Here is a 23853-nt window from a genome sequence, read left to right on the forward strand (position 1 = left end):
CCGCGCTTCAACCACTGTTGAGGTGCCGACATGACTGACTCTACTGACCGTAAAGGCATCCACCTGACCCGCGCGCTGAAAAGCCGGCACATCTTCATGCTGTCGCTGGGCGGGGTGATCGGTACCGGGCTGTTCATGGGCTCGGGGGTGACCATCAACCAGGGCGGGCCCATGGGCGCAATCCTTGCCTACCTGGTGGCCGGTTTCCTGATGTACCTGGTGATGGTCTGCCTGGGCGAGCTGTCGGTGCAGATGCCGGTGTCCGGCTCGTTCCAGACTCACGCGACCAAGTTCATCGGCCCGGCCACCGGCTTCATGATCGGCTGGGTGTACTGGATGAGCTGGGCCACCACCGTCGGCCTTGAGTTCACCGCCGCCGGCATGCTGATGGTGCGCTGGTTCCCCGAGGTGCCGATCTGGTACTGGTCGGCGCTGTTCGTGGTGGTGCTGTTTGGCCTCAATGCCCTGGCCACCCGCGCCTTTGGCGAAGCCGAGTACTGGTTCTCGGGGATCAAGGTGGCGGCGATCCTCGGGTTTATCATCGTCGGCGTGCTGGTGATCTTCGGCGCGATCCCGCTGACCAGCGGCGAGCCGGCGCCGATGATGAACAACCTGATCGGCGACTCGATGTTTCCCAACGGCCTGTCGGCGGTGTTCGCGGTGATGATGACCGTGGTCTATGCCTTCCAGGGCTGCGAGATCATGGGCGTGGCCGCCGGTGAAACCGACCAGCCGGAAAAGAGCATCCCGCGGGCGGTGCGCAACGTGGTGTTCCGCGTACTGATCTTCTACGTGCTGGCCATCGTCGTGCTTTCGGCCATCGTGCCGTGGCAGCAGGCCGGGCTGATGGAGAGCCCGTTCGTGCAGGTGTTCGACATGGTCGGCATCCCTTACGCCGCCGACCTGATGAACTTCGTCATCCTTACCGCGATCCTGTCGGTGGGCAACTCCGGCCTGTATGCCTCGACGCGCATCCTCTGGGCCATGTCCAAGACCGGCATGGCACCCAAGAGCCTGTCGCCCTTGAGCAAGCGCGGCGTGCCGCTGCGGGCCCTGAGCATCACCCTGTGCTTTGCCCTGGTGTCGCTGATGACCAGCTTCGTTGCCGCCGACACCTTGTTCATGGTGCTGATGGCGGTGAGCGGCATGTCCGGCACCGTGACCTGGATCGTCATTGCCCTGGCCCAGTACAAATTCCGCCGTGCGTACCTGCGCGATGGCGGCAAGCTGGCCGACCTCAAGTACCGCGCGCCGCTGTTCCCGCTGGTGCCGCTGCTGTGCATCACCCTGTGCAGTTCGCTGTTCGTGTTCCTGGCCCTGGACGAAACCCAGCGGCCGTCGCTGTACTGGGGTTTTGGTTTCATCGCCGTGTGTTACGCGGCGTACTTCATCATCCACCGCAAGCGCCAGGCGGTGTTGGCGCCGTCGGTGTAAACCCATCGCGGGGCAAGCCGCTCCTACCTGTAAATGTAGGAGCGGGCTTGCCCCGCGATAGGTTGTACAAAGTTGTAACAGGCGCGGCCATTACTTCTTCATGTAAATATTTAAATCTTTTAAAAACAAAAAGATAGCTCTGTTACTTCACCTGTTACAGCAAGTAGTGCAACCGATTGTCTCCTTGTTGAACACTCGTTTAGTATGGCCTCACGTCATACCTCTAACGCCAACCACAATAATTCGAGGCCACCCATGACCCCTCCTGCGTCGCTGCTCAGCCAGGTCGAAGCCGGCATTGCCTGGATCACCCTCAACCGCCCCGACCAGCGCAACGCGCTGGACATCCCCAGCCTGAAAAACCTGCATGCCTTGCTCGACGCCCATAACGCCGACCCGGCCGTGCGTGTGGTGGTGCTGACCGGCACGGGCCGCAGCTTCTGCGCCGGCGCAGACCTTGCCGAATGGGCCGAGGCCGAAGCCCGCGGCGCGCTGGAAAGCTACGGCTGGACCGAAACTGCCCATGCCTTGATGCAGCGCCTGCACAGCCTCGACAAGCCCACCATCGCCGCCATCAACGGCACCGCCGTCGGCGCCGGCATGGACCTGACCCTGTGCTGCGACCTGCGCGTAGCAGCAGCCTCGGCGCGGTTCAAGGCTGGCTACACCAGCATGGCCTACAGCCCGGATGCCGGCGCCAGCTGGCACCTGCCACGGCTGATCGGCAGCGAACAGGCCAAGCGCCTGCTGTTTCTCGATGAGCTGTGGGGCGCCGAGCGGGCCCTGGCGGCCGGGCTGGTCGGCGAGGTGTGCGCCGATGAGCAATTGCTGGCGGTGACCGCAGAACTTGCCGGGCGCCTGGCCAAGGGCCCGACCTTCGCCTTCGCCCAGACCAAGCAGCTGATCCGCGACGGCGCCCAGCGCACCCTGGGCGAGCAGCTACAGGCTGAGCTTGCCGCCGGGCTGCTGTGCGGGCGCAGCGCAGACGGCGCCGAAGCGTTGCGCGCCGCCGTCGAGAAGCGCACTGCTAATTTCGTTGGCAAATAAACACTTACAAGCACTTCTTCAGGATCGACTCATGAATTTCCAACTGACCCAAGAACAACAAATGTTGGTGGAAGCGGTACGCAGTTTTGTCGCCAAGGAGTTATTGCCCCATGAAGAGGCGGTCGACCGCGCCGACGAGGTCTCGCCAGAGCTTGCCGCGCAGATTCGCGGCAAGGCCATCGCCGCCGGCTTCTATGCCTTCAACATGCCCGAGGAAGTCGGCGGTGGCGGCCTCGACTACCTGTCCCAGGCGCTGATCGAACGCGAGCTGTCGAAGGTGTCGTGGGCCCTGCACGTGTTTGTCGCGCGGCCGTCGAAGATCCTCATGGCTTGCAAGGACGAACAGATCAACGATTACCTGCTGCCGTGCATCCAGGGCGAGAAGACCGACTGCTTTGCCCTCACCGAGCCTGGCGCCGGCTCCGATGCCAACGCGATCAAGACCCGCGCCGTGCGCGAGGGCGACAACTTTGTGCTCAACGGCAGCAAGCACTTTATCAGCCATGCCGGGCATGCCGATTTCGCCATCGTCTTCGCCGTCACCGACACCTACCAGCACAACGGCAAGACGCGCAATGCGGTGACCGCCTTCCTGGTCGACCGCGGCACCCCGGGCATGACCATCCGCCGCGGGCCTAAATGCGTGAGCAATCGCGGCTATCACACCTTCGAGCTGTTCTTCGATGACTGCAAGGTGCCGGCCAGCAAGGTGCTCGGTGAGGTCGGCAAGGGCTGGGAAGTGGCCAACGCCTGGCTGACCGCCGGGCGGGTGATGGTTGCCGCCAACTGTGTTGGCCAGGCCCAGCGCGCCCTGGATGTGTCGCTGCAATGGGCGGCCGACCGCAAGCAGTTCGGCCAGCCGATCGGCACCTACCAGGGCATTTCGTTCAAGCTCGCCGACATGGCCACGCAAATCCGCGCCGCTGAGCTATTGACCCTGCACACTGCCTGGAAAATGGACCAGGGCACGATGACCGACGGCGAGGCGGGCATGGCCAAGCTGTTTGCCAGTGAAGTGCTCGGCAAGGTCGCCGATGAGGCGGTGCAGATCTATGGCGGCATGGGCCTGATGGACGAAGGGCCGGTCGAGCGGATCTGGCGCAATGCGCGCATCGAGCGGGTCTGGGAGGGCACCTCGGAGATCCAGCGGCACATCATTTCCCGTGAACTGCTGCGCCCGCTGCTGCGCTGACCAGGAGCCTGCTCATGTTACGAGACAACCTCAAACGCCTGCTCGCTCCGCGCCACCTGGCCTTCGTCGGCGGGCGCAGCATGGCCCGGGCCTTCAAGCGCTGCGCCGAAGGCGGCTACCCAGGGCAGATGTGGCTGGTCAACCCGCAGCACGACAGCCTCGATGGCGTGCCGTGCGTGCGCAGCGTCGCCGAGTTGCCCTGTGCGCCGGATGCGGTGTTCATCGCCACCAACCGCGAACTGACCCTGACCTGCGTGGCCGAGCTGGCCGCCAAGGGCGCCGGCGGGGCGATTTGCTACGCCTCGGGCTTTGCCGAAACCGGCGCCGAAGGCCTAGCCCTGCAACAGCAACTGCTCAAGGCCGCCGGCGACATGGCGCTGCTGGGCCCCAACTGCTATGGCCTGCTCGACTACCTGCACAGCTCGGCGCTGTGGCCGGTGGCCCATGGCGGCAAGGCGGTGGAGAAGGGCGTGGCGGTGCTGACCCAGAGCGGCAACTTTGCCTACAACCTGTCGATGAGCGACCGCTCGCTGCCGGTGGCCTACATGGCCTCGGTGGGCAACCAGGCGCAGATCGGTATCGCCGAACTGATGGACGCGCTGCTCGATGAGCCGCGGGTGACCGCCATCGGCCTGCACCTGGAAGGCCTGAAGAACGTGCCGGGCTTTGCCCGCGCCGCGCACAAGGCGCTGGAAAAGGGCATCCCGATCATCGCCCTGAAAACCGGGGTGTCGCAGATCGGCGCGCAACTGGCGCTGAGCCACACCAGCTCGCTGTCCGGCTCCGATGCCTTGTACGACAGCCTGTTCGAGCGCCTCGGGGTGATCCGCGTCAGCGGCCCGGTGAGCTTTGTCGAAACCCTCAAGGCCGCCGCCTGCGGCCAGCTGCCCAAGGGCGGCAGGCTGATTGCCCTGGCCTGCTCCGGTGGCGACGCCGGGCTGATCGCCGACTATGCCGAGCGCAACGCGCTGAGCCTGCCGAAGCTGGATGACGGCCAGGTCGGCGAGCTGACCCAGGTGTTGCCAAGCTATGCCAACCTGGTCAACCCGCTGGACTTCACCACGGCGATCTGGGGCGACGCCTGCGCGCTTGAGCGCATGCTCGACAGCGCCCTGCGCACCGAGGCCGATGCCGCCATGCTGGTGCTCGACTACCCGGCCGAGTTCACCGGCGAGCGCAAGGAGTGCGACCTGCTGCTGGAGCTGTACTGCGCGGCGCTCAAACGCCACGGCAAGAGCGGTTTTGTCACCTCGGCCTTGCCCGAGCTGCTGCCGGCCGTTGCCCGCGAGCGCCTGCATGGCCACGGCATTGCCGCGCTGCAGGGCGTCGAGGATGGCCTGGCGGCCTGGGGGCGGATTGCCGCGTACCAGGCCAGGCGTCAGGCGCTGCTTGATCTGGGCGAGTCGGCATTGGCGCCGTTGTGCCCGCAGGCACTGCATGGCGAGGGCGAGCTGCTCACCGAGTGGCAGTCCAAGCAAGCCTTGCAGGCGTTCGGCCTGGCGGTGCCCAAGGGCGTGTTGAGCAGCCCTGAGCAAGCCCTCAAGGATGCTGAAACGGTTGGCTATCCTTTGGTGCTCAAAGCGGTCAGCGCGCAACTGCCGCACAAGACCGAAGCCGGCGCCGTCGCCCTCAACCTGCGTGACCCCCAGGCCCTGGGCGCGGCCCTGGAACAGATGCGTACGCGGATCGCGGCCTATGCACCGGGTGTAGTGTTCGACCAGGTGCTGCTCGAACCCATGGCCAGCGCGCCGCTGGCCGAGCTGATCGTCGGCATCAAGCGCGAGAACGACTTCGGCCTGGCGCTGGTGATAGGCGCGGGCGGCATCCTCGTCGAGTTGCTCAAGGACAGCACCAGCCTGCTGCTGCCGACCACCGACGGCGCCATCCGCAAGGCCGTGCTCGGCCTGCGCAGCGCCGCCTTGCTCCAGGGCTTTCGCGGCCGTGAAGCGGCCGACCTCGAGGCGCTGGTGGCGGCGATTCGTGCGGTGGCCGACTACGCCTGCGAAAACGCTGCGCAATTGCTCGAACTGGATGTCAACCCATTAATGGTCGGTGCCCAGGGCACCACCGCGGTCGATGCGTTGATTCGCCTCGGCCAGGTGTAAGGAGATGAACATGCACAACAGCCCATTGACCGGTGGCCAGGCCCTGGTGCGCCTGTTGGCCAACTACGGCGTCGATACCGTGTTCGGCATTCCCGGGGTACACACCCTGGAGCTCTACCGCGGCCTGCCCGGTAGCGGTATCCGCCACGTGCTGACCCGCCATGAGCAGGGCGCGGGTTTCATGGCTGACGGTTATGCGCGAGTCAGCGGCAAGCCGGGGGTGTGTTTCGTCATCACCGGCCCCGGGGTTACCAACGCCGCCACCGCCATCGGCCAGGCCTACGCCGATTCGATTCCGATGCTGGTGATTTCCAGCGTCAACCATACCGCGAGCCTGGGCAAAGGCTGGGGTTGCCTGCACGAAACCCAGGACCAGCGCGCCATGACCGCGCCGATCACAGCGTTTTCCGCCGTGGCCCTGAGCGCCGAGGACCTGCCCGAGCTGATCGCCCGTGCTTACGCGGTGTTCGACAGCGAACGCCCGCGCCCGGTGCATATTTCGGTGCCGCTGGATGTGCTGGCCGCACCGGTCGCCCGCGACTGGAGCAATGAAGTGGTGCGCCGCCCGGGCCGGGGCGTGCCGGCCAGCAGCGCGCTGGATCAGGCCGCAGGCAAATTGGCCGGCGCCAAACGGCCGATGATCATCGCCGGTGGCGGTGCCCTGGCCGCGGCCCAGGAGCTGCAACAACTGAGCACCCGCCTGGCCGCGCCGCTGTTCACCAGCGTTGCCGGCAAAGGCCTGCTGCCACCCGATGCGCCGCTCAATGCCGGCTCAGCGTTGTGCGTGGAGCCAGGCTGGCAACTGATCGCCGAGGCCGATGTGATCCTTGCGGTCGGCACCGAAATGGCCGACACCGACTTCTGGCGTGAACGGTTGCAACTCAATGGTGAATTGCTGCGGGTGGATATCGATCCGCGCAAGTTCAACGACTTCTACCCCTGTGCGGTGGCCTTGCAGGGCGATGCCCGGCAGACCGTCGCGGCGTTGCTCGAACGTTTGCCGCCAGCACCGCGCGATGCCGCTGTCGCCAGTGCTGCGGTCGCCAGCCTGCGCCAGGCGGTCAAGGCCAGCCATGGCCCGCTGCAGGCAATCCACCAGGCAATCCTGGACCGGGTTGCCGCCGAGCTTCCGGCCAACGCCTTTATCAGCACCGACATGACCCAGCTGGCCTACACCGGCAACTATGTCTATGCCAGCCGCGCGCCCCGTAGCTGGCTGCACCCCACCGGCTACGGCACCCTCGGTTACGGCTTGCCTGCCGGTATCGGCGCCATGTTCGCCACGGATGACCGCCCGGGCCTGGTGCTGGTCGGTGATGGCGGGTTCCTCTACACCGCCCAGGAACTGGCCACTGCGGTCGAAGAACTGGAGCGCCCGCTGGTGGTCCTGCTGTGGAACAACGATGCCCTGGGGCAGATTCGCGACGACATGCTCGGCCTGGATATCGAGCCGATCGGCGTGCTGCCGCGCAACCCGGACTTCATCGGCCTGGCCCGGGCCTTTGGCTGCAACGTGGCGCAGCCACACAGCCTGGATGACCTGCAACGGGAACTGCGCAGCGGCTTTGCCCGCAATGGCGTGACCCTGATCGAGCTCAAGCACGCCTGCGCGCGCTGAGCCTACACCGTATTTTTGGGAGACTGCCATGCGTTTTTCCGCTCTGACCCAACGTATCGCCGGTGACGGCGCCGCTGCCTGGGAGATTCACTACCGCGCCCTTGAGCTGCTGGAAAAAGGCCAGGACGTGTTGCTGCTGTCGGTCGGCGACCCGGATTTCGACACCCCGGCGCCGATCGTTGAGGCCGCCATCGACAGCCTGCGCAGCGGCCACACCCATTACTCCGATGTGCGCGGCAAACTGGCCCTGCGCCAGGCCATTGCCCGCCGCCATCAGCAACGCAGCGGCCAGCAGACCGGCGCCGATCAGGTAACCGTGCTGGCCGGCGCTCAGTGCGCGCTGTTCTGCGTGGCCCAGTGCCTGCTCAACCCCGGTGATGAGGTGATCGTCGCCGAGCCGATGTACGTTACTTACGAAGCGGTGTTCGGCGCCTGTGGCGCCACGGTGATCCCGGTGCCGGTGCGCCCGGAGAACGGTTTTCGGGTCCAGGCTGAAGATGTCGCCGCGCGCATCACCCCCAAGACCCGCGCCCTGGCTCTCAACAGCCCGCACAACCCCTCCGGCGCCAGCCTGCCGCGCAGCACCTGGGAGGCCCTGGCCGAATTGTGCATTGCCCATGACCTGTGGCTGATTTCCGATGAGGTCTACAGCGAGCTGCTGTACGACGGCGAGCACATCAGCCCCGGCAGCCTGCCGGGCATGGCCGAGCGCACCGCAACCTTGAACAGCTTGTCCAAGTCCCATGCCATGACCGGCTGGCGGGTGGGCTGGGTGGTCGGCTCGCAGGCTTTGGCCACGCACCTGGAAAACCTCGCACTGTGCATGCTCTACGGCTCGCCGGACTTCATCCAGGACGCCGCCGTGGTGGCCCTGGAGCAACAACTGCCGGAGCTTGCGGCCATGCGCGAAGCCTACCGCCAGCGCCGTGACCTGGTCTGCGAGTGCCTGGCCGATTGCCCGGGCTTGCGTGCGCTCAAGCCCGATGGCGGCATGTTCGTGATGGTCGATATCCGCGAAACCGGCCTTAGCGCCCAGGCGTTCTCCTATCGCCTGCTCGATCACCATGGCGTCTCGGTACTTGCCGGCGAAGCCTTCGGCCCCAGCGCCGCCGGGCATATCCGCCTGGGCCTGGTGCTCGGCGCCGAACCGCTGCGCGAGGCTTGCCAGCGTATTGCCCGCTGCGCCGCCGAACTGATGGAGGGCAAGGCTCATGGCTGACTATTCGCGGCTGTTTATCGATGGCAGCTGGCAACTGCCGTCGGGGCAGGGCCTGGCCGAGGTGATCAACCCGGCCACCGAAGCCGTGGCCGGCAGGGTGCCGCTGGGCGACGAGCACGACGTCAACCGCGCGGTGGCAGCTGCGCGCCATGCCTTTGGCAGTTGGTCGCAAACCCCGTCCAGCGTGCGCGCAGGTTTCATCCGCGCCCTGGCCGAGCAGCTCAAGGCCCGCGCCGATGAGATGGCCGCCGTGATCACCAGCGAGCTGGGCATGCCGGTGCAATGGTGCCGGGCGGTGCAGGTCGACGGGCCGATTGTCGGCCTTGAGCAGTACATCGAACTGGCCGGGCTGATGGATGAGGTGCGCGAGGTCGGCAACTCGCTGGTGGTGCGCGAGGCCGTCGGTGTGTGCGCCTTCATCAACCCCTGGAACTACCCGCTGCACCAGTTGATCGGCAAGCTCGCCCCGGCCCTGGCCGCCGGTTGCACGGTGGTGCTCAAGCCGAGCCAGGAAACCCCGCTGCATGCCTTTTTGCTGGCCGAGATGATCGATGCCATCGGCTTGCCGGCCGGGGTCTTCAACCTGGTCAGCGGCCCCGGCGCCAAGGTCGGCGAGGCGCTGGCCCGCCACCCGCAAGTCGACATGGTGTCGTTCACCGGCTCTACCGGCGCCGGTGTGCGCGTGGCCCAGGCGGCGGCGCCGTCGGTCAAGCGCGTGTGCCTGGAACTGGGCGGCAAGTCGCCGTTGTTGATCACCGCCGACGCCGACCTGGAAGCCGCGGTGCGCTATGGCGTGCAGGACGTAATGATCAATTCCGGGCAGACCTGCACGGCACTGACGCGCATGCTGTTGCCGGCCAGCCGTTATGAAGAGGCCCTGGCAATCGCCGTGGATGAAACCCGCAGCCTGGTCATGGGCGACCCGCAAGACCCCGGCAGCTTCCTCGGCCCGATGTGTTCGGCAGCGCAGCGGCGCACCGTGCTGGACTACATCCGCATCGGCCAGGAGGAGGGCGCACGGCTGTTGTGTGGCGGCGACACGGCGCCAGGTTTCGAGCGTGGCTTCTACGTGGCGCCAACGCTGTTCGCTGACGTCGACAACCGCATGCGTATCGCCCAGGAAGAGATCTTCGGCCCGGTGCTGTGCCTGATCCCCTATGCCGATGAGGCGCAAGCGCTGGCCATCGCCAATGACTCGCCCTTTGGTTTGTCCAGCGCAGTGTGGGCGGCCGACCGCGAGCGGGCCCTGCAACTGGGCCGGCAACTGCGCGCCGGGCAGTGCTTCATCAATGGTGCGGCGTTCAACTACCAGGCGCCGTTCGGCGGCTACAAGACCTCGGGCAATGGCCGCGAATGGGGCGAGGAGGGCCTGGCCGAGTTCGTCGAGACCAAGGCCATTCAGCTCTGAAGTGTCGGGCAGGCTCAGGCCTGCCCGATGTTGTCCTGCGGCTTGTCGAAGGCGACGAACAACTGGTCGGCGGTGATGGCCCCCAGGTCCAGACGCATGTTGGCTTCGAGCATGGCGAACAGGCGGGTGAACACCTCGAACACTTTGCAATGATCTTCCATGCCGGAAAACGGGTTGTCGATTTTCTCGGCGATCAGCGAGCTCTCCTGCACCGCGTCATAGACCTCGCGCAGGGTGATCTCGCTGGCCGGGCGGGCCAGGGTCAGGCCGCCATGGGCGCCACGCCAGGACTTGAGGATATTGGCCTTGACCATCAGCGAGACCAGGCTGCGCACCCGCGTGGGGTGGGTCTTGACCCACTTGGCGATGGTCTCGGTGCGCAGCTTTTGCGGCGCATTGGCGGCCACGAACGAGAGGATGTACGAGGCGGTGATCAGGCGGGTCGACTGGCTCATCTGGCGAAGTCCCTTGTTTGTGGGAGCGGGCTTGCCCCGCGAATCGATGTGACTGAAAAAAACCTATCGCGGGGCAAGCCCGCTCCTACAGAGGAAGGGGATTGGCAGCGACGTGTTTTTGAGTTTAATGTATTTGTCACGATGACAATTACAAATATTTGCATCGATGCGTGCGAGGTTGGCTGAATCCTTTTCTCTGCAGTTCTACAGGGGCAATGCCATGAGCGATAACAACAACAAGATTACTCAAGCGATGCACGACAGCGGCCTGCCGCGTCGGGATTTTCTCAAGTACAGCGCCGCTGCGGCGGCCGTGGCCGGGGCGTTTTCCCTGGGTTTGCCGCTGCACGGCCGGGCCGAGGAGGCCACCCCGAAAGCCGGTGGCGTACTGCGCATGGGCCTGGCCGGTGGCAGCACCACCGACTCCCGCGACCCGGGCTCATGGAGCGACACCTTCACCTTTGTCGGTTTCTCTGCGGTCTACAACACCTTGAGCGAAATCAGCGTCGACGGCACAGCGATTCCCGAGCTTGCCGAGCGCTGGGAGTCCAGCCCCGACGCGCGTGTCTGGACCTTCACCCTGCGCCAGGGCGTGACCTTCCATAACGGCAAGACCCTCGATGCCGGCGACGTGGTCGCCTCGATCCAGCACCACCTGGGCGACAAGTCCACCTCGGCGGCCAAGACCGTGCTCGGCGATGTCGCCAAGGTCAGCGCCCAGGGCACCGACACCGTGGTGTTCGAGCTGCACTCGGGCAATGCCGACTTCGCCTACGTGGTGGCCGACTATCATCTGGTGATCATGCCGGCCAAGGACGGCGCCGCCGACTGGCAGGCCGGGGTCGGCACCGGCGGCTATCGCCTCAAGGGCTTCGAGCCCGGCGTACGCATGGACCTTGAACGCAGCCCGGATTACTGGAAAGCCGGCCGCGCGCATTTCGCCAGCGCCGAACTGCTGGCCATCGCCGATGGCGCGGCGCGGGTCAACGCCCTGGCCACAGGGCAAGTCGATGTGATCAACAAAGTCGACCTGAAGACCGTCGCTCTGCTCAAGCGTAATCCCAACCTGGTCATCGAAGAGACCAAGGGCGCCCAGCACTACACCTTCCCGATGCTCACCGACAGCCAGCAGTTCCAGGACAACAACATCCGCCTGGCGCTCAAGCATGCGATCAACCGTGAAACCCTGCTGGCCTCGGTGCTCTACGGCTACGGCCAGATCGGCAACGACCACCCGATCCAGCCCGGCAGCCGCTTCATCAATAGCGCCCTGGAGCAGCGCGGCTATGACCCGGACAAGGCGCGGTTCTATCTGCGCCAGGCCGGGGTCGATTCGCTCAAGGTGCGCCTGCAGGCCTCCGACGCCGCCTACACCGGCGCGGTCGACGCCTCGGTGCTGTTCAAGGAACAGGCGCGCCAGGCTGGCATCGACATCGACGTGGTGCGCGAACCTGCCGACGGCTTTTTCTCCAATGTGTGGATGAAGCAGCCGTTCACCACCTCGTTCTGGTACAGCAGCCTGACCGCCGACCGCATGTTCAGCATCGGCTACGCCAAGGGCGCGGCCTGGAACGAGACGCACTGGGACAACGCCCGCTTCAACCAGTTGCTCAACGCCGCCCGCGGCGAGATGAACGCGCCGCTGCGCCAGGAGATGTACAACGAAATGCAGGCCCTGTGCCGCGACGAGGGCGGGGCGATCGTGCCGCTGTTCGCAAACTCCGTGGCCGCGCGCTCCAAACGGGTGGCCCACGGTGGGCTGACCGCGCCTTACGGCGAGCTCGACGGCCTGCGGCTGATCGAGCGCTGGTGGCAGGCGTAAGCCCGACACGTTGCTTGCACCTTCTTTCGTTGAGCCTGTTCGAGGAGCTGTACGGTGAATAGTCTTTGCAAACTGCTGCTCCAGCGCCTGGCCCTGGGCCTGCTGGCGCTGTTGGCGGTATCGGTGATCATCTTCCTGGCCGTTGGTATGCTCCCGGGCGACGTCGCCCAAGCCATGCTCGGCCAGGCGGCAACCCCCGAGACCGTCGCCGCCTTTCGCGCCCAACTGGGCCTGGACCTGCCGCCGCTGACCCGCTTCGGCCACTGGGCCTGGCAACTGCTGCACGGTGACCTTGGCCTGTCGCTGGCCAACCAGCGGCCGATTGCCGAGCTGATCGGCACGCGCCTGGGCAACACCTTTACCCTGGCCTTGCTGGCGGCGCTGGTGTCGGTGCCGGTGGCTTTGCTGCTGGGCATGCTCGCGGCGCTGTACCGCAACAGCTGGTTCGACCGGCTGCTCAACACCAGCGCCCTGAGTGCGGTGTCGTTCCCGGAGTTTTTCGTCGCCTACATCCTGATCCTGGTGTTCGCGGTCAAGCTCAACTGGTTGCCGAGCATCTCCAACCTGGCCCCGGGTGCGTCCTTCGCCGAGGTGCTGGAGCGGTCGCTGCTGCCGGTGCTGACCCTGAGCCTGGTGGTGATCGCACAGATGATGCGCATGACCCGCGCGGCCTTGATCAACCTGCTGGCCAGCCCGTATATCGAGATGGCCCGGCTCAAGGGCATCAGCCAGGCGCGGATCATCTTCCACCACGCCTTGCCCAATGCCCTGGCACCGATCATCAACGTGGTGGCGCTGAACCTGGCCTACCTGGTGGTTGGCGTGGTGGTGGTCGAGGTGGTGTTCGTCTACCCGGGGCTCGGCCAGTTGCTGGTCGATTCGGTGTCCAAGCGCGACATCCCGGTGGTGCAGGCGTGCAGCCTGATCTTCGCCGCCACCTACATTCTGCTCAATACCACGGCCGACGTGCTGTCGATTGCCAGCAACCCACGCCTGATGCATCCGAAGGGGTAAGCCATGAGCCTGATCAAAGCGTTGTTGCGGGCGCCGTTGAGCGCCCAGTTCGGCCTGTTGGTGATTGTTGCCTACATTCTGGTGGCGTTGTTCGCGCCGGTGCTGGCGCCGTTTGGCGAGACCGAAGTGGTTGGCGAGGGCTTCGCACCCTGGGGCGGGCAGTTCCTGCTGGGCACCGATAACCTTGGCCGCGACATGTTCAGCCGCCTGGTGTATGGCGCGCGCAACACCCTGGGGATCGCCTTCCTGACCACCTTGCTGGCCTTTGCCGTCGGCGGTTTCTGCGGCCTGGTGGCGGCGATCAGGGGCGGCTGGATCGACCAGGGCCTGTCGCGCCTGGTGGATATCCTCATGGCCATCCCGCAGCTGATCTTCGCCTTGCTGATCCTCAGCGTGGTTGGCACCAATGCCACCTCGCTGGTGCTGGTGATCGCGTTGCTCGATGCTACCCGGGTGTTTCGCCTGTCGCGGGCGGTGGCGATGACCGTGGTGGTCCAGGACTTCGTCGAGGCCGCCCGGCTTCGTGGCGAGGGGCTGTGGTGGCTGGTCAGCCGCGAGGTGCTGCCCAATGCCGCTGCGCCGCTGATTGCCGAGTTCGGCCTGCGCTTTTGCTTTGTGTTTTTGTTCATCAGTGCGCTGTCGTTCCTGGGCCTGGGCATCCAGCCGCCAACCGCCGACTGGGGCAGCATGGTCCGCGACAACGCCGTGCTGATTACTTTCGGCGATATCAGCCCGTTGCTGCCGGCCCTGGCGGTGGCGCTGATCACCGTCAGCGTCAACTTTGTCGTGGACTGGGTGCTGCATCAATCCAGTGGCCTGAAGGAGTGCTGAGCATGAGCGTACATTCAACTGACAAGCCGCTGCTGGACATCCGCGACCTGCGCATCGAAGGCCATTACCAGGACACCTGGCACCCACTGATCAAGGGCATCGACCTAAGCCTGCAACGCGGCGAAGTACTGGGTCTGATTGGTGAATCGGGGGCGGGCAAGTCGACCCTGGGGCTGGCCGCCATGGGCTATGTGCGCGACGGTTGCCGCATCACCGGTGGCTCGGTGCGCTTCGACGGCCGGGAGCTGGTCGGCGCCAAGCCCGAAGCCCTGCGCAAGTTGCGCGGCCTGCGTATCGCCTATGTTGCGCAAAGCGCGGCGGCCTCGTTCAACCCGGCACACCGGCTGATCGACCAGCATGTCGAGACCGCGGTGAAGAACGGCGGTATCGACCGTGCCAAGGCGCAAGCCGAAGCGGTCGAGCTGTACCGCGTGCTGCGCCTGCCCAACCCCGAACAGATCGGCCAGCGTTACCCCCACCAGGTCTCCGGCGGCCAGTTACAACGGGTCATGACCGCCATGGCCATGGCCTGCCACCCGGACTTGATCATCTTCGACGAACCAACCACGGCGCTGGACGTCACCACCCAGATCGAAGTGCTGGCGGCGATTCGCGAGGCGCTGAAAACCTACGACAGCGCCGCCCTGTACATCAGCCACGACCTGGCGGTGGTGGCGCAGATGGCCGACCGCATCATGGTCCTGCGCCACGGCAAGCTGGTGGAAGAGGCCGACACCCGGACCATGCTCGACACCCCTCAGCAGGATTACACCAAGTCGCTGTGGGCGGTACGCAGCTTTCGTACCGAACCCAAGCCGTACCCGGCGCAGGCGACGCCGCTGCTGGAGGTGCGCAAGGCCAGTGCCAGTTATGGCCACCAGCCGGTGCTGCATGAGGTCTCGCTCACGCTCCATCGCGGCCAGACCCTGGCGGTGATCGGTGAGTCGGGCAGCGGCAAGAGCTCAACCGCGCGGCTGATCACCGGCCTGTTGCCGCCGACTTCAGGCCAGGTGTTGTATGACGGTGAAGCGCTGCCGGCCGATTATCGCCAGCGCAGCAAAGAGCAACTGCGCCGGGTGCAGATGATCTACCAGATCCCCGACACCGCCCTCAACCCGCGCCAGCGCATCGTCGACATCATCGGCCGGCCGCTGAGCTTCTACCTCGGCCTCAAAGGCCAGGCCCTGCGCCAGCGGGTCGCCGAACTGCTGGAGATGATCGAGCTCGACCCGGCGCGCTACATGGACCGCCAGCCCCGCGAGCTGTCCGGCGGGCAGAAGCAGCGCATCTGCATCGCTCGGGCGCTGGCGGCCGAGCCGCAGCTGATCATCTGCGACGAAGTTACCTCGGCCCTCGATCAACTGGTGGCCGAAGGCGTTCTGAAGCTGCTCACCCGCATCCAGCAGCAACTGGGCGTGGCTTATCTGTTCATCACCCACGACGTCGCCACCGTGCGCGCCATCGCCGACGAGGTGCTGGTGATGCAGCGCGGGCAGGTGGTCGATCACGGCAGCCGCGAGGCGATCTTTACCCCACCGCACCGCGACTACACCGGCTTGTTGTTCTCCAGCGAGCCGGAAATGGACCCGGACTGGCTCGACCGCCTGCTGGCCAAGCGGGCGCTGATTTCCCCTGTGCAAACCGTTTAAGGACCCCTCATGAATGTACTGATCGTTCACGCTCACCCCGAGCCGCAATCCTTCACTGCCGCCCTGCGCGACCAGGCCGTTGCAACCTTCACCGCCCAGGGTCACCAGGTGCAGGTCAGCGACCTGTATGCGATGAACTGGAACCCGGTGGCCAGCGCCGCTGACTTCGTCAGCCGCGAGAACCCCGATTACCTGGTGTATGCCCTGGAGCAGCGCCTGGGAGTCAAAAGTCAGTCGATTGCCGCCGACATCCAGCAGGAGCTCGACAAGCTGCTGTGGGCGGACCTTGTGGTGCTGAACTTCCCGATCTTCTGGTTCTCGGCACCGGCCATGCTCAAGGGCTGGATCGACCGCGTGCTGGTGTCCGGGGTGTGCTACGGCGGCAAGCGCTTTTATGACCAGGGCGGGCTGGCGGGCAAGAAGGCGCTGGTCACCGTGACCCTCGGCGGGCGCGAGCACATGTTCGGCGAAGGGGCGATTCACGGGCCGCTGGAGGACATGCTGCGACCGATCCTGCGCGGCACCCTGGCCTACGTCGGCTTCGAGGTGCTGGAGCCGTTCGTGGCCTGGCACGTGCCGTATATCAGCGACGAGGCGCGCAAGGACTTTTTGCGCAGCTATCAGCAACGCCTGGAGCATCTGTCCGATGACCAGCCGCTGGTGTTTCCGCGCCTGGCGCAGTTTGATGAGGCGTTGTATCCGTTGGCTTGACCCGCGATAAAAACGACACCTACCCATTCGGGGTATGGTCGCCATCAACGGCTCCCGCGATAGTAACTCCGTCGGCTCACACCGAGCAGATCTGGTGACACGACGGAGTGGCTATGCGAAAGACACTGAAGGTGATTTCCAGTCTGTTGCTCGCGCCGCTGGCAGCGGCGGCCCTTGCCGCCGACGACGGGGCGGGCAACACACTCAGGCTGTACAACTGGACGGACTACATCGGCGAAACGACCCTCGCCGACTTTGAACAAGCCACCGGCATCAAGGTCATCTACGACACCTTCGACGGCTACGAAACGGTGCAGACCAAACTGCTGACCGGGCGCTCGGGCTACGACCTGGTGGTGCTCAACGCCTCCCTGGTGCCGCCGCTGATCAAGGCCCGGGTATTCCAGCCGCTGGACAAAAAACAGCTGCCCAGCTGGAACAACCTCGACCCGCAGGTGCTCAGCACCCTGCAAGGCTACGACCCGGGCCTTGCGTATTCGGCGCCCTACACCTGGGGCAGCTCGGGGGTGACCTACAACGTCGACAAGATCAAGGCACGCATGCCCGATGCGCCCATCGGCTCGCTGGCCATGCTGTTCGACCCGAAGATCGTCTCGCGCTTCGCCGACTGCGGCGTGACCTTGATGGATGCACCCAGCGAAGTCATCCCGCTGGCCCTCAAGTACCTGGGGCGCGACCCCAACAGCGCCAGCGCCGATGACCTCAAGGCGGCCCAGCAGTTGCTGCTCGGCGTGCGGCCGTTCATCAACAAATTCGACTCGGTCAACTACCTGACCAGCCTGCCCAACGGTGATACCTGCCTGGCATTGACCTGGTCCGGCGACTACGCCACCGCCCAGGCGCGGGCCGAGGAGGCGAAGAACAACATCAAGCTGTCGTTCTTCATCCCGCAGGAAGGCTCGCTGATCTGGTTCGACAACCTTTACCTGCCCAGCGACGCGCCGCACCCGGCCAACGCCCACCGTTTCATCGAATTCCTCCTGCAGCCGCAGAACATCGCCAAGGTCAGCAACTACATCCACTACGCCAACAGCAACGCCGCTGCCACGCCCTTGGTGCAGGCCGAGATTCGCGACGACCCGGCGATCTACCCGGACGCCGCCACCCGCCAGCGCCTGTTCGCGCAGAAAACCCAGAGCGGCAAGGACATGCGCGCCATCACCCGGGTCTGGAGCACGGTCAAGACCGGTAGCTGACATTTCAATTTCCCTTCGCCAAGGACACTGCCATGGCCACGCCAAACCAAGCCTTGCCAACAAATGCTGCCAACGATGCCCTGGTGGCCGCCGACAAAGCCCACTACATGCACGGATACCACGTGTTCGACGAGCATGCCGAGCAAGGCGCGCTGAACATCGTCGAAGGCGAGGGCGCCTATATCTACGACACCGAGGGCAACCGCTTTCTCGACGCTGTCGGCGGCATGTGGTGCACCAACATCGGCCTGGGCCGCGAAGAAATGGCCCTGGCCATCGCCGACCAGGTACGCCAGCTGGCCTATTCCAACCCGTTTTCGGACATGGCCAACAACGTCGCCATCGAGCTTTGCGCAAAACTGGCCAGCCTGGCCCCGGGCGATCTCGATCACGTGTTCCTCACCACCGGTGGCTCGACCGCGGTCGATACCGCCTACCGGCTGATCCAGTACTACCAGAACTGCCGTGGCAAGCCGGATAAAAAGCACGTGATCGCCCGTTACAACGCCTACCACGGCTCGACCTGCCTGACCATGTCGATCGGCAACAAGGCCGCCGACCGCGTGCCCGAGTTCGACTATGCCAACGAGCTGATCCACCACGTCTCCAACCCCAACCCCTACCGGGCGCCGGATGACATGGACGAAGCAGAGTTTCTCGACTTTCTGGTGGCCGAGTTCGAAGACAAGATCCTCTCGCTCGGCGCCGACAACGTCGCGGCGTTCTTTGCCGAGCCGATCATGGGCTCGGGCGGGGTGATCATCCCGCCCAAGGACTACTTCCTGCGCATGTGGCAGGTGTGCCAGACCTACGACATCCTCTTCGTGGCCGACGAGGTGGTGACTTCATTTGGCCGCCTGGGCAAATTCTTCGCCAGCGAGGCGCTGTTCGGCGTGCAGCCGGACATCATCACCACCGCCAAGGGCCTGACTTCGGCGTACCTGCCGCTGGGCGCGTGCATCTTCTCGGCGCGCATCTGGAAGGTCATCGCCGAGCCGGGCAAGGGCCGCTGCTTCACCCATGGCTTTACCTACAGCGGCCATCCGGTGTGCTGCACGGCGGCGCTGAAGAACATCGAAATCATCGAGCGCGAGCAGCTTCTGGCCCATGTCGATGAGGTGGGTGGTTATCTGGAACAGCGCCTGCAGAGCCTGGCCGGGCTGCCGCTGGTCGGCGAGGTGCGCTGCATGAAGCTGATGGCCTGCGTCGAGTTCGTCGCCGACAAGCGCAGCAAGGCGCTGTTTGCCGATGAAGTGAACATCGGCGAGCGCATCCACCGCCGGGCCCAGGCCAAAGGCTTGCTGGTGCGGCCGATCATGCACCTGAACGTGATGTCGCCGCCGCTGATCATCACCCGCGCGCAGGTCGACGAGATCGTTGAAACCCTGCGCCAGTGCATCATCGAAACCGCTGAAGAACTGCGCCGCGAAGGGTTGTACGCGGGTGCATGACAAGCCCTTGCGGGAGCCGGCCTTGCCGGCGATGGGCTGCATCGCAGCCCCCCGGCGGGTTAGACTGCCGGGCATGACCCGAGCCACTGCCGACACCCCGATCTGCCTGTCGTTCTCAGCCCTGCAGCAATGGCATGCGGCGCTGCAGCATGCCATTGCCCGCAGCGGCGAGGCCGACGCCCTGGCAAGCCTCGCCGCCGCCCTGAGCCAACTGGTGGCGGTCGAGTCGATGATGATCAGCCTCGAGCGCCAGGGCCAGCCACCGCAACTGTTGTACCAGCAGGGCATTCCCGAGCGTCACCGCGACGCCATCCTCAACCGTTACTTTACCGCCGGCTACCTGCTCGACCCGTTCTGCCTGGCGGTAGAAAAAGGCCTGGCCCAGGGTTTTTACCACCTGCAGGACATCGCCCCGGACCACTTCTTCGACAGCGACTACTACAAAGCCTACTACCTGGGCACCGGCTGCAGCGAAGACAGCTACTACATCGTCGACATCGACCCGCACAGCAAAATATCCCTGAGCCTGTTCCAGGGCTGTGGTGGCAGCAGCCTGAGCGTCGAACAACTGCATGTGTTGCAGGCGGTCGAGCCGATGGTCCGCGAACTGATCCGCCGCTTTGCCCAGCATGGCCTTGAGCCCGGCAGTGAAGCGGCCAGCCAGGGCAGCGTCCAGGCCGCCTTCGACAGCTTCGGCTGCAACAAACTGACCGAGCGTGAACGGCAGGTGGCGCAGATGATCCTGCGCGGCCACTCGGTGAAGTCCACCGCCGGCGAAATGGGCATATCGCCAGAAACCGTGCGCATGCACCGCAAGAACCTCTACCTGAAGCTTGAGATCAACTCCCAGTCCGAACTGTTTGCGCGTTTTATCGACTGGCTGCGCCTAGGCTGAGGCTGTCTCACGCTGCCCCCCTGATCGCCAAAACATTGCACAAGCGCTGTTCCAGCACATGCTCGGTGGTGCTGCCGGTCAGGCGTTCGAGCAGTTTGCGCGGGTGGTTGCCCATCACCAGCACGTCGGCGCGGCTGTGGGCGATGAACTCGGCGATGCTGCGGGTGATCGGCGCCGACAAAAAGTGCTGGCGCTCAACCGGTACGCCATGGCGCGCGGCCATTTGCTCGAAAGCCTTGTGGATCGACTTGCGCACGTCACTGCCAAAGCCCGGCATGGTCACGGTGCCGGCGCCGAAGTCGGCCATGTGGGTGTGGGCGCTGTCGCATACGTGCAACAGGTGCAGTTCGGCGTTGCACTGGCGGGCCAGGTCGGCGGCGGCGTTGATCACGCTTTCGTTAAGATCGTCGTGGGGGTGTTCGGGGTGGGTCGGGTCGACCGCGGCAATCACGATGCGCGGCAGCGGGCAGTGCACCTCGCTGACCAGGTGCACCGGGCACGGGCATTCGCGCAGCAGTTGCCAGTCCAGCGGCGCGACCACCAGGCGCTTGAGCAGCGGCTCGTGCTGTACGTCCTTGATCAGCAGGTCGGGGGTGATTTCGGCCACTTGCGCCAGGGCCGTTTGCAGCACGTCGCGGGCGAGAATCACCTCGGTACTGACGCGAATACCGTTTTCGTGCAGCAAGGTCGCTTCATCGGCCAGCCACTGGCGGTTGTTCTGCATCAGCGTATCGAGGCGGTGTTCGTCACCGCTCATGAGCCCGAGGGTATCGATTTCGTCGACAAAGGCGCAGATATGCAAGGTGGCGCCGGTGGCGAGGGCCAGGGCAGCGGCGCGCTCCAGCGCCGGGGTGTGGCGCAGGTCGGAACCTACCATCAGGAACAGGCGTTGGTACTGGCTCATGGGGTACCTCCGGTAGCGTTGTGTTGCCAGCCCCCCGGTGCTTGAAGTCTAGTCCATCGCAGCGGGGCGCCCGCAGGCTCCGGGGCGGGCTATCTGACAAGCGGTCCGCGCTGGTCTAGGCTGCGCTACAGGACCGGGCGGGCGAGGGTGAGGGCATGAGCAATGCGGTACTCAAGGCGTGGCTGCTGATTGGCGGGTTGCTGCTGGGCGCCCTGACCTGGGCCCAGGAGCCAGGCGCGGCGGCGGCCAGCGCCGAGCCGGTGGAGCTGAAGGTGTTCAACCGCAGCATCATGCTGTTTCGCGCGACGGTGCTGGGCGAAACCCCGCAGTTGCGGGTCAAGCGCGCCCGCACGGTGATCGGCGAAACCCTGGACGACAGCCCCGACCCGCAGGTCAGCCTCGACCCGGTGCAGTCCAGCTACCTGGTGCTGCTGGGCGACAAACGTGCGTTCATTGTCTCCAGCCGCGACATTGACCCGCTGAGCCAGGGCACGGTGCGCGAGGCCGCCGAGCAGGCCGCGGCCAACCTGCGCCAGGCCGTGGGCGAGCAGCGCGAGGCGCGTAACCTGCAACGGCTGGCACGCGCGGGGCTGGCAGCAGCGCTGGCCACCGCGCTGTACCTGGCGCTGTTGTGGGCTATCGCGTTTACCAGAGGCAAGCTGCAAGCGCGCCTGCCGCGGCTGATGCGCCGTCACGCGCGGACCCTGAGCGTGGGGCAGACGCCGGTGATCGAGGCGAATTTCTTCTACACCTTGATACGCCGGGTGCTGGAGAGCGCGCGCTGGTTGCTGATCGCCTTGCTCAGTTATGAATGGCTGGGTTTTGTCCTGTCGCGCTTTCCCTATACCCGGCCATGGGGCGAGCGCCTCAATGAATACTTGCTGGAGCTGCTGCGCTACCTGCTCGAAGGCATGATCAGCGCGGTGCCGGGGCTGGTGGTGGCCCTGGCGATTTTTTTCATTGCCCGTGGCGCGGTCGCTTTCAGCCGCCGCTTGCTGCGCCGCCTGGCGGTGCCGGGTACCCTGAGCTGGCTCAACCAGGAAACCCTGGCCCCGACCACGCGCCTGACTGCCCTGGCGATCTGGTTGTTCGCCCTGGCCATGGCCTACCCATACCTGCCTGGTGCGGGTACCGACGCGTTCAAGGGCTTGTCGGTATTGATCGGCCTGATGATTTCCCTGGGCGCCACCAGCGTCGTCGGCCAGGCCGCTGCCGGGCTGATCCTGACCTACACGCGCACTTTGCGTCCTGGCGAATTCGTGCGCATCGGTGAGTACGAGGGCACGGTCACCGAGCTTGGCATGTTCACCACCCGCATCCGCACTGGCCTGGGTGAAGTGCTGACGCTGCCCAATTCGTTGATCACTGCCAGCGTGACCAAGAACTACTCGCGGATCGTCGAGGGCGAGGGCTATGTGGTCGACACCACCGTGACCATTGGCTACGACACGCCCTGGCGACAAGTCGAGGCGATGCTGCTGGAGGCGGCGCGGCGTACCAATGGCATCCTCGAGCAACCGTTGCCGCAGGTGTTCCAGACCGCCCTGTCGGACTTCTATCCCGAGTACCGCCTGGTGGCCCAGGCCATTCCCAGCCAGCCCCGGCCGCGGGCGGTGCTGCTCAGCGAACTGCACGGGCATATCCAGGACGTGTTCAACGAGTACGGCGTGCAGATCATGTCGCCGCATTACCTGGGCGACCCGCAACAGCCCAAGTCGGTGCCCCCGGCGCAGTGGTACAGCGCCCCGGCGCAGCCGCCCGGGGCGCCCTGAACTCAGGGCTCTTCGGCCGGGCTGTCGGCGGCCAGCGGCTGCGCCACCCAGCTCATGAACAGCTCGTAACCCACGGCCAGCACCACCGGGCCGATGAACAGGCCGATGATGCCGTTGGTCAACATGCCGCCGAGCGCGCCGATCAGCACTACCGGCATCGGCACGGCAACCCCGCGGCCCAGCAGCAGCGGCTTGAGGACGTTGTCGCACAGCCCGGCGAGCAGGGTCCAGATGGCGAAGATCACCGTGCTGGCACTGACTCCGTCATGGGCAAACACATAGATCACCACCGGCAAGGTCACCAGCAGCACCGGCAGCTGGGTGATGCCCAGCAGCAACACCAGTAGCGCCAGCACCCCGGCCGCGGGCACGCCCATGACCACCAGGCCGATGCCCACCAGCAGCATCTGCACGAAGGCGATGCCAACCACGCCCTGGGCCACGGCGCGAATGGTCGCGGTGCACAGCGCGGCCAGTTGCTCGCCGCGCTGTGGCCCGGAAATGCGCATGGCAATGGCCTCGGCGGTGCGCTGACCATTGTCGCCCTTGGCCATGATCACCCCGGCGACCACCAGGGCAACCACGAACACCAGGATGCCCGAGCCGATCCCGGCCAGTTGCGTCAGCAAGGTCTTGCTCACGCCCTTGAGGTGCGGGGCCACCTGCGACAACGCCCAGCTCAGGTCGCTGCTGGCATGGGCCCAGATACCGTACAGCGGTGCGCCGATCAGCGGCCAGTCACGCACGTTGTCCGGCGGCGGCGGGATTTCGATGCGCTGGTCCTCGAAGCCGTGGATGCCTTGCTGCACGGTGTCGGCCACCGAGGTGCCGAGCAGGCTCAACGGCCCGATCAGGCAGGCCAGGCCGATAATCACCAGCACCACCGCGGCCCAGCCAGGGCGGCCACCCAGCCAGCTGCCCAGGCGCTGGTTGAGCGGGTAGAGGGTGATCGCCAGGATCACCGCCCAGAGCATCAGGCTCAAAAACGGCCGGAAGATCTCGAAGCAGAACATCACCAGCACCGCGATCAGGCCAGCGCGGATCAGCACATCCAGCAGTTCGCGGGCGGTACCCAGGTGCAGGGGGCGGTTGTTGGCCATCGGCGTCTC

General features: G+C 65.4%; 19 protein-coding genes. 16 read left to right on the top strand and 3 right to left on the bottom strand.

Annotated features, from left to right (window positions below):
• Positions 1 to 30 precede the first annotated feature (30 nt).
• From LOY22_RS12430 to LOY22_RS12460, 7 genes are all read left to right on the top strand, one after another.
• Complete coding sequence (locus LOY22_RS12430; RefSeq protein ID WP_045198808.1) at positions 31 to 1434, top strand: amino acid permease; 1404 nt, start codon at positions 31 to 33, stop codon at positions 1432 to 1434.
• A gap of 255 nt (positions 1435 to 1689) precedes the next feature.
• Positions 1690 to 2481 (top strand): enoyl-CoA hydratase/isomerase family protein, encoded by a 792-nt coding sequence (locus LOY22_RS12435; protein ID WP_258597645.1) that lies wholly within the window; start codon positions 1690 to 1692, stop codon positions 2479 to 2481.
• Between the two features lie 31 nt (positions 2482 to 2512).
• Entirely contained in the window at positions 2513 to 3673 is a 1161-nt protein-coding gene (locus LOY22_RS12440) for an acyl-CoA dehydrogenase family protein (protein WP_045198812.1), read from the top strand.
• Between the two features lie 14 nt (positions 3674 to 3687).
• On the top strand, positions 3688 to 5778 hold the full coding sequence (locus LOY22_RS12445; RefSeq protein ID WP_093383225.1) for an acetate--CoA ligase family protein: 2091 nt from the start codon (positions 3688 to 3690) through the stop codon (positions 5776 to 5778).
• A gap of 10 nt (positions 5779 to 5788) precedes the next feature.
• Positions 5789 to 7396 carry a 5-guanidino-2-oxopentanoate decarboxylase gene (locus tag LOY22_RS12450; RefSeq protein WP_258597646.1) on the top strand — a complete coding sequence of 536 codons (1608 nt, stop codon included), beginning with the start codon at positions 5789 to 5791 and terminating at the stop codon, positions 7394 to 7396.
• 28 nt (positions 7397 to 7424) lie between these two features.
• Positions 7425 to 8615, top strand: a complete 1191-nt coding sequence (locus LOY22_RS12455) for a pyridoxal phosphate-dependent aminotransferase (protein WP_213601368.1) — start codon at positions 7425 to 7427, stop codon at positions 8613 to 8615.
• On the top strand, positions 8608 to 10023 hold the full coding sequence (locus LOY22_RS12460) for an aldehyde dehydrogenase family protein (RefSeq protein WP_093383216.1): 1416 nt from the start codon (positions 8608 to 8610) through the stop codon (positions 10021 to 10023). The genes LOY22_RS12455 and LOY22_RS12460 overlap by 8 nt, the downstream gene beginning before the upstream one ends.
• A 14-nt stretch (positions 10024 to 10037) precedes the next feature.
• Here the strand turns inward: LOY22_RS12460 and LOY22_RS12465 are convergent, their stop codons facing one another.
• Positions 10038 to 10478 carry an Rrf2 family transcriptional regulator gene (locus LOY22_RS12465; protein ID WP_093383213.1) on the bottom strand — a complete coding sequence of 147 codons (441 nt, stop codon included), beginning with the start codon at positions 10476 to 10478 and terminating at the stop codon, positions 10038 to 10040.
• Positions 10479 to 10698: 220 nt separating this feature from the next.
• Here LOY22_RS12465 and LOY22_RS12470 point away from each other — a divergent pair, with 220 nt between their 5' ends.
• The 8 genes from LOY22_RS12470 (at position 10699) to LOY22_RS12505 (ending at position 20068) form a co-directional block, all read left to right on the top strand.
• Complete coding sequence (locus LOY22_RS12470; RefSeq protein WP_258597649.1) at positions 10699 to 12300, top strand: ABC transporter substrate-binding protein; 1602 nt, start codon at positions 10699 to 10701, stop codon at positions 12298 to 12300.
• 54 nt (positions 12301 to 12354) lie between these two features.
• Entirely contained in the window at positions 12355 to 13314 is a 960-nt protein-coding gene (locus tag LOY22_RS12475; protein WP_093383207.1) for an ABC transporter permease, read from the top strand.
• 3 nt (positions 13315 to 13317) lie between these two features.
• On the top strand, positions 13318 to 14145 hold the full coding sequence (locus LOY22_RS12480) for an ABC transporter permease (RefSeq protein ID WP_093383204.1): 828 nt from the start codon (positions 13318 to 13320) through the stop codon (positions 14143 to 14145).
• A gap of 2 nt (positions 14146 to 14147) precedes the next feature.
• Positions 14148 to 15794 (top strand): ABC transporter ATP-binding protein, encoded by a 1647-nt coding sequence (locus LOY22_RS12485; protein ID WP_093383201.1) that lies wholly within the window; start codon positions 14148 to 14150, stop codon positions 15792 to 15794.
• A 9-nt stretch (positions 15795 to 15803) separates the two neighbouring features.
• On the top strand, positions 15804 to 16505 hold the full coding sequence (locus LOY22_RS12490) for an NAD(P)H-dependent oxidoreductase (protein WP_045198821.1): 702 nt from the start codon (positions 15804 to 15806) through the stop codon (positions 16503 to 16505).
• Between the two features lie 113 nt (positions 16506 to 16618).
• Entirely contained in the window at positions 16619 to 17722 is a 1104-nt protein-coding gene (locus LOY22_RS12495) for a polyamine ABC transporter substrate-binding protein (RefSeq protein ID WP_258597651.1), read from the top strand.
• A gap of 32 nt (positions 17723 to 17754) precedes the next feature.
• Positions 17755 to 19173: an aminotransferase gene (locus LOY22_RS12500; RefSeq protein WP_093383194.1), complete on the top strand. Its 1419-nt coding sequence runs from the start codon at positions 17755 to 17757 to the stop codon at positions 19171 to 19173.
• A gap of 73 nt (positions 19174 to 19246) precedes the next feature.
• Positions 19247 to 20068, top strand: a complete 822-nt coding sequence (locus LOY22_RS12505; RefSeq protein WP_258597653.1) for a helix-turn-helix transcriptional regulator — start codon at positions 19247 to 19249, stop codon at positions 20066 to 20068.
• 7 nt (positions 20069 to 20075) lie between these two features.
• Here the strand turns inward: LOY22_RS12505 and LOY22_RS12510 are convergent, their stop codons facing one another.
• Positions 20076 to 20972: a universal stress protein gene (locus LOY22_RS12510; RefSeq protein ID WP_258597655.1), complete on the bottom strand. Its 897-nt coding sequence runs from the start codon at positions 20970 to 20972 to the stop codon at positions 20076 to 20078.
• Positions 20973 to 21127: 155 nt separating this feature from the next.
• Between LOY22_RS12510 and LOY22_RS12515 the strand changes: the two genes are divergently transcribed.
• Positions 21128 to 22744 carry a mechanosensitive ion channel family protein gene (locus LOY22_RS12515; protein ID WP_258597656.1) on the top strand — a complete coding sequence of 539 codons (1617 nt, stop codon included), beginning with the start codon at positions 21128 to 21130 and terminating at the stop codon, positions 22742 to 22744.
• Positions 22745 to 22746: 2 nt separating this feature from the next.
• Here the strand turns inward: LOY22_RS12515 and LOY22_RS12520 are convergent, their stop codons facing one another.
• The gene (locus tag LOY22_RS12520; protein ID WP_258597657.1) at positions 22747 to 23844 is read right to left on the bottom strand and encodes an AI-2E family transporter; all 1098 of its coding nucleotides are present in this window, start codon (positions 23842 to 23844) and stop codon (positions 22747 to 22749) included.
• Positions 23845 to 23853: the final 9 nt, after the last annotated feature.

Source organism: Pseudomonas sp. B21-035, from assembly GCF_024748945.1.
In the GTDB taxonomy this organism is placed as follows: domain Bacteria; phylum Pseudomonadota; class Gammaproteobacteria; order Pseudomonadales; family Pseudomonadaceae; genus Aquipseudomonas.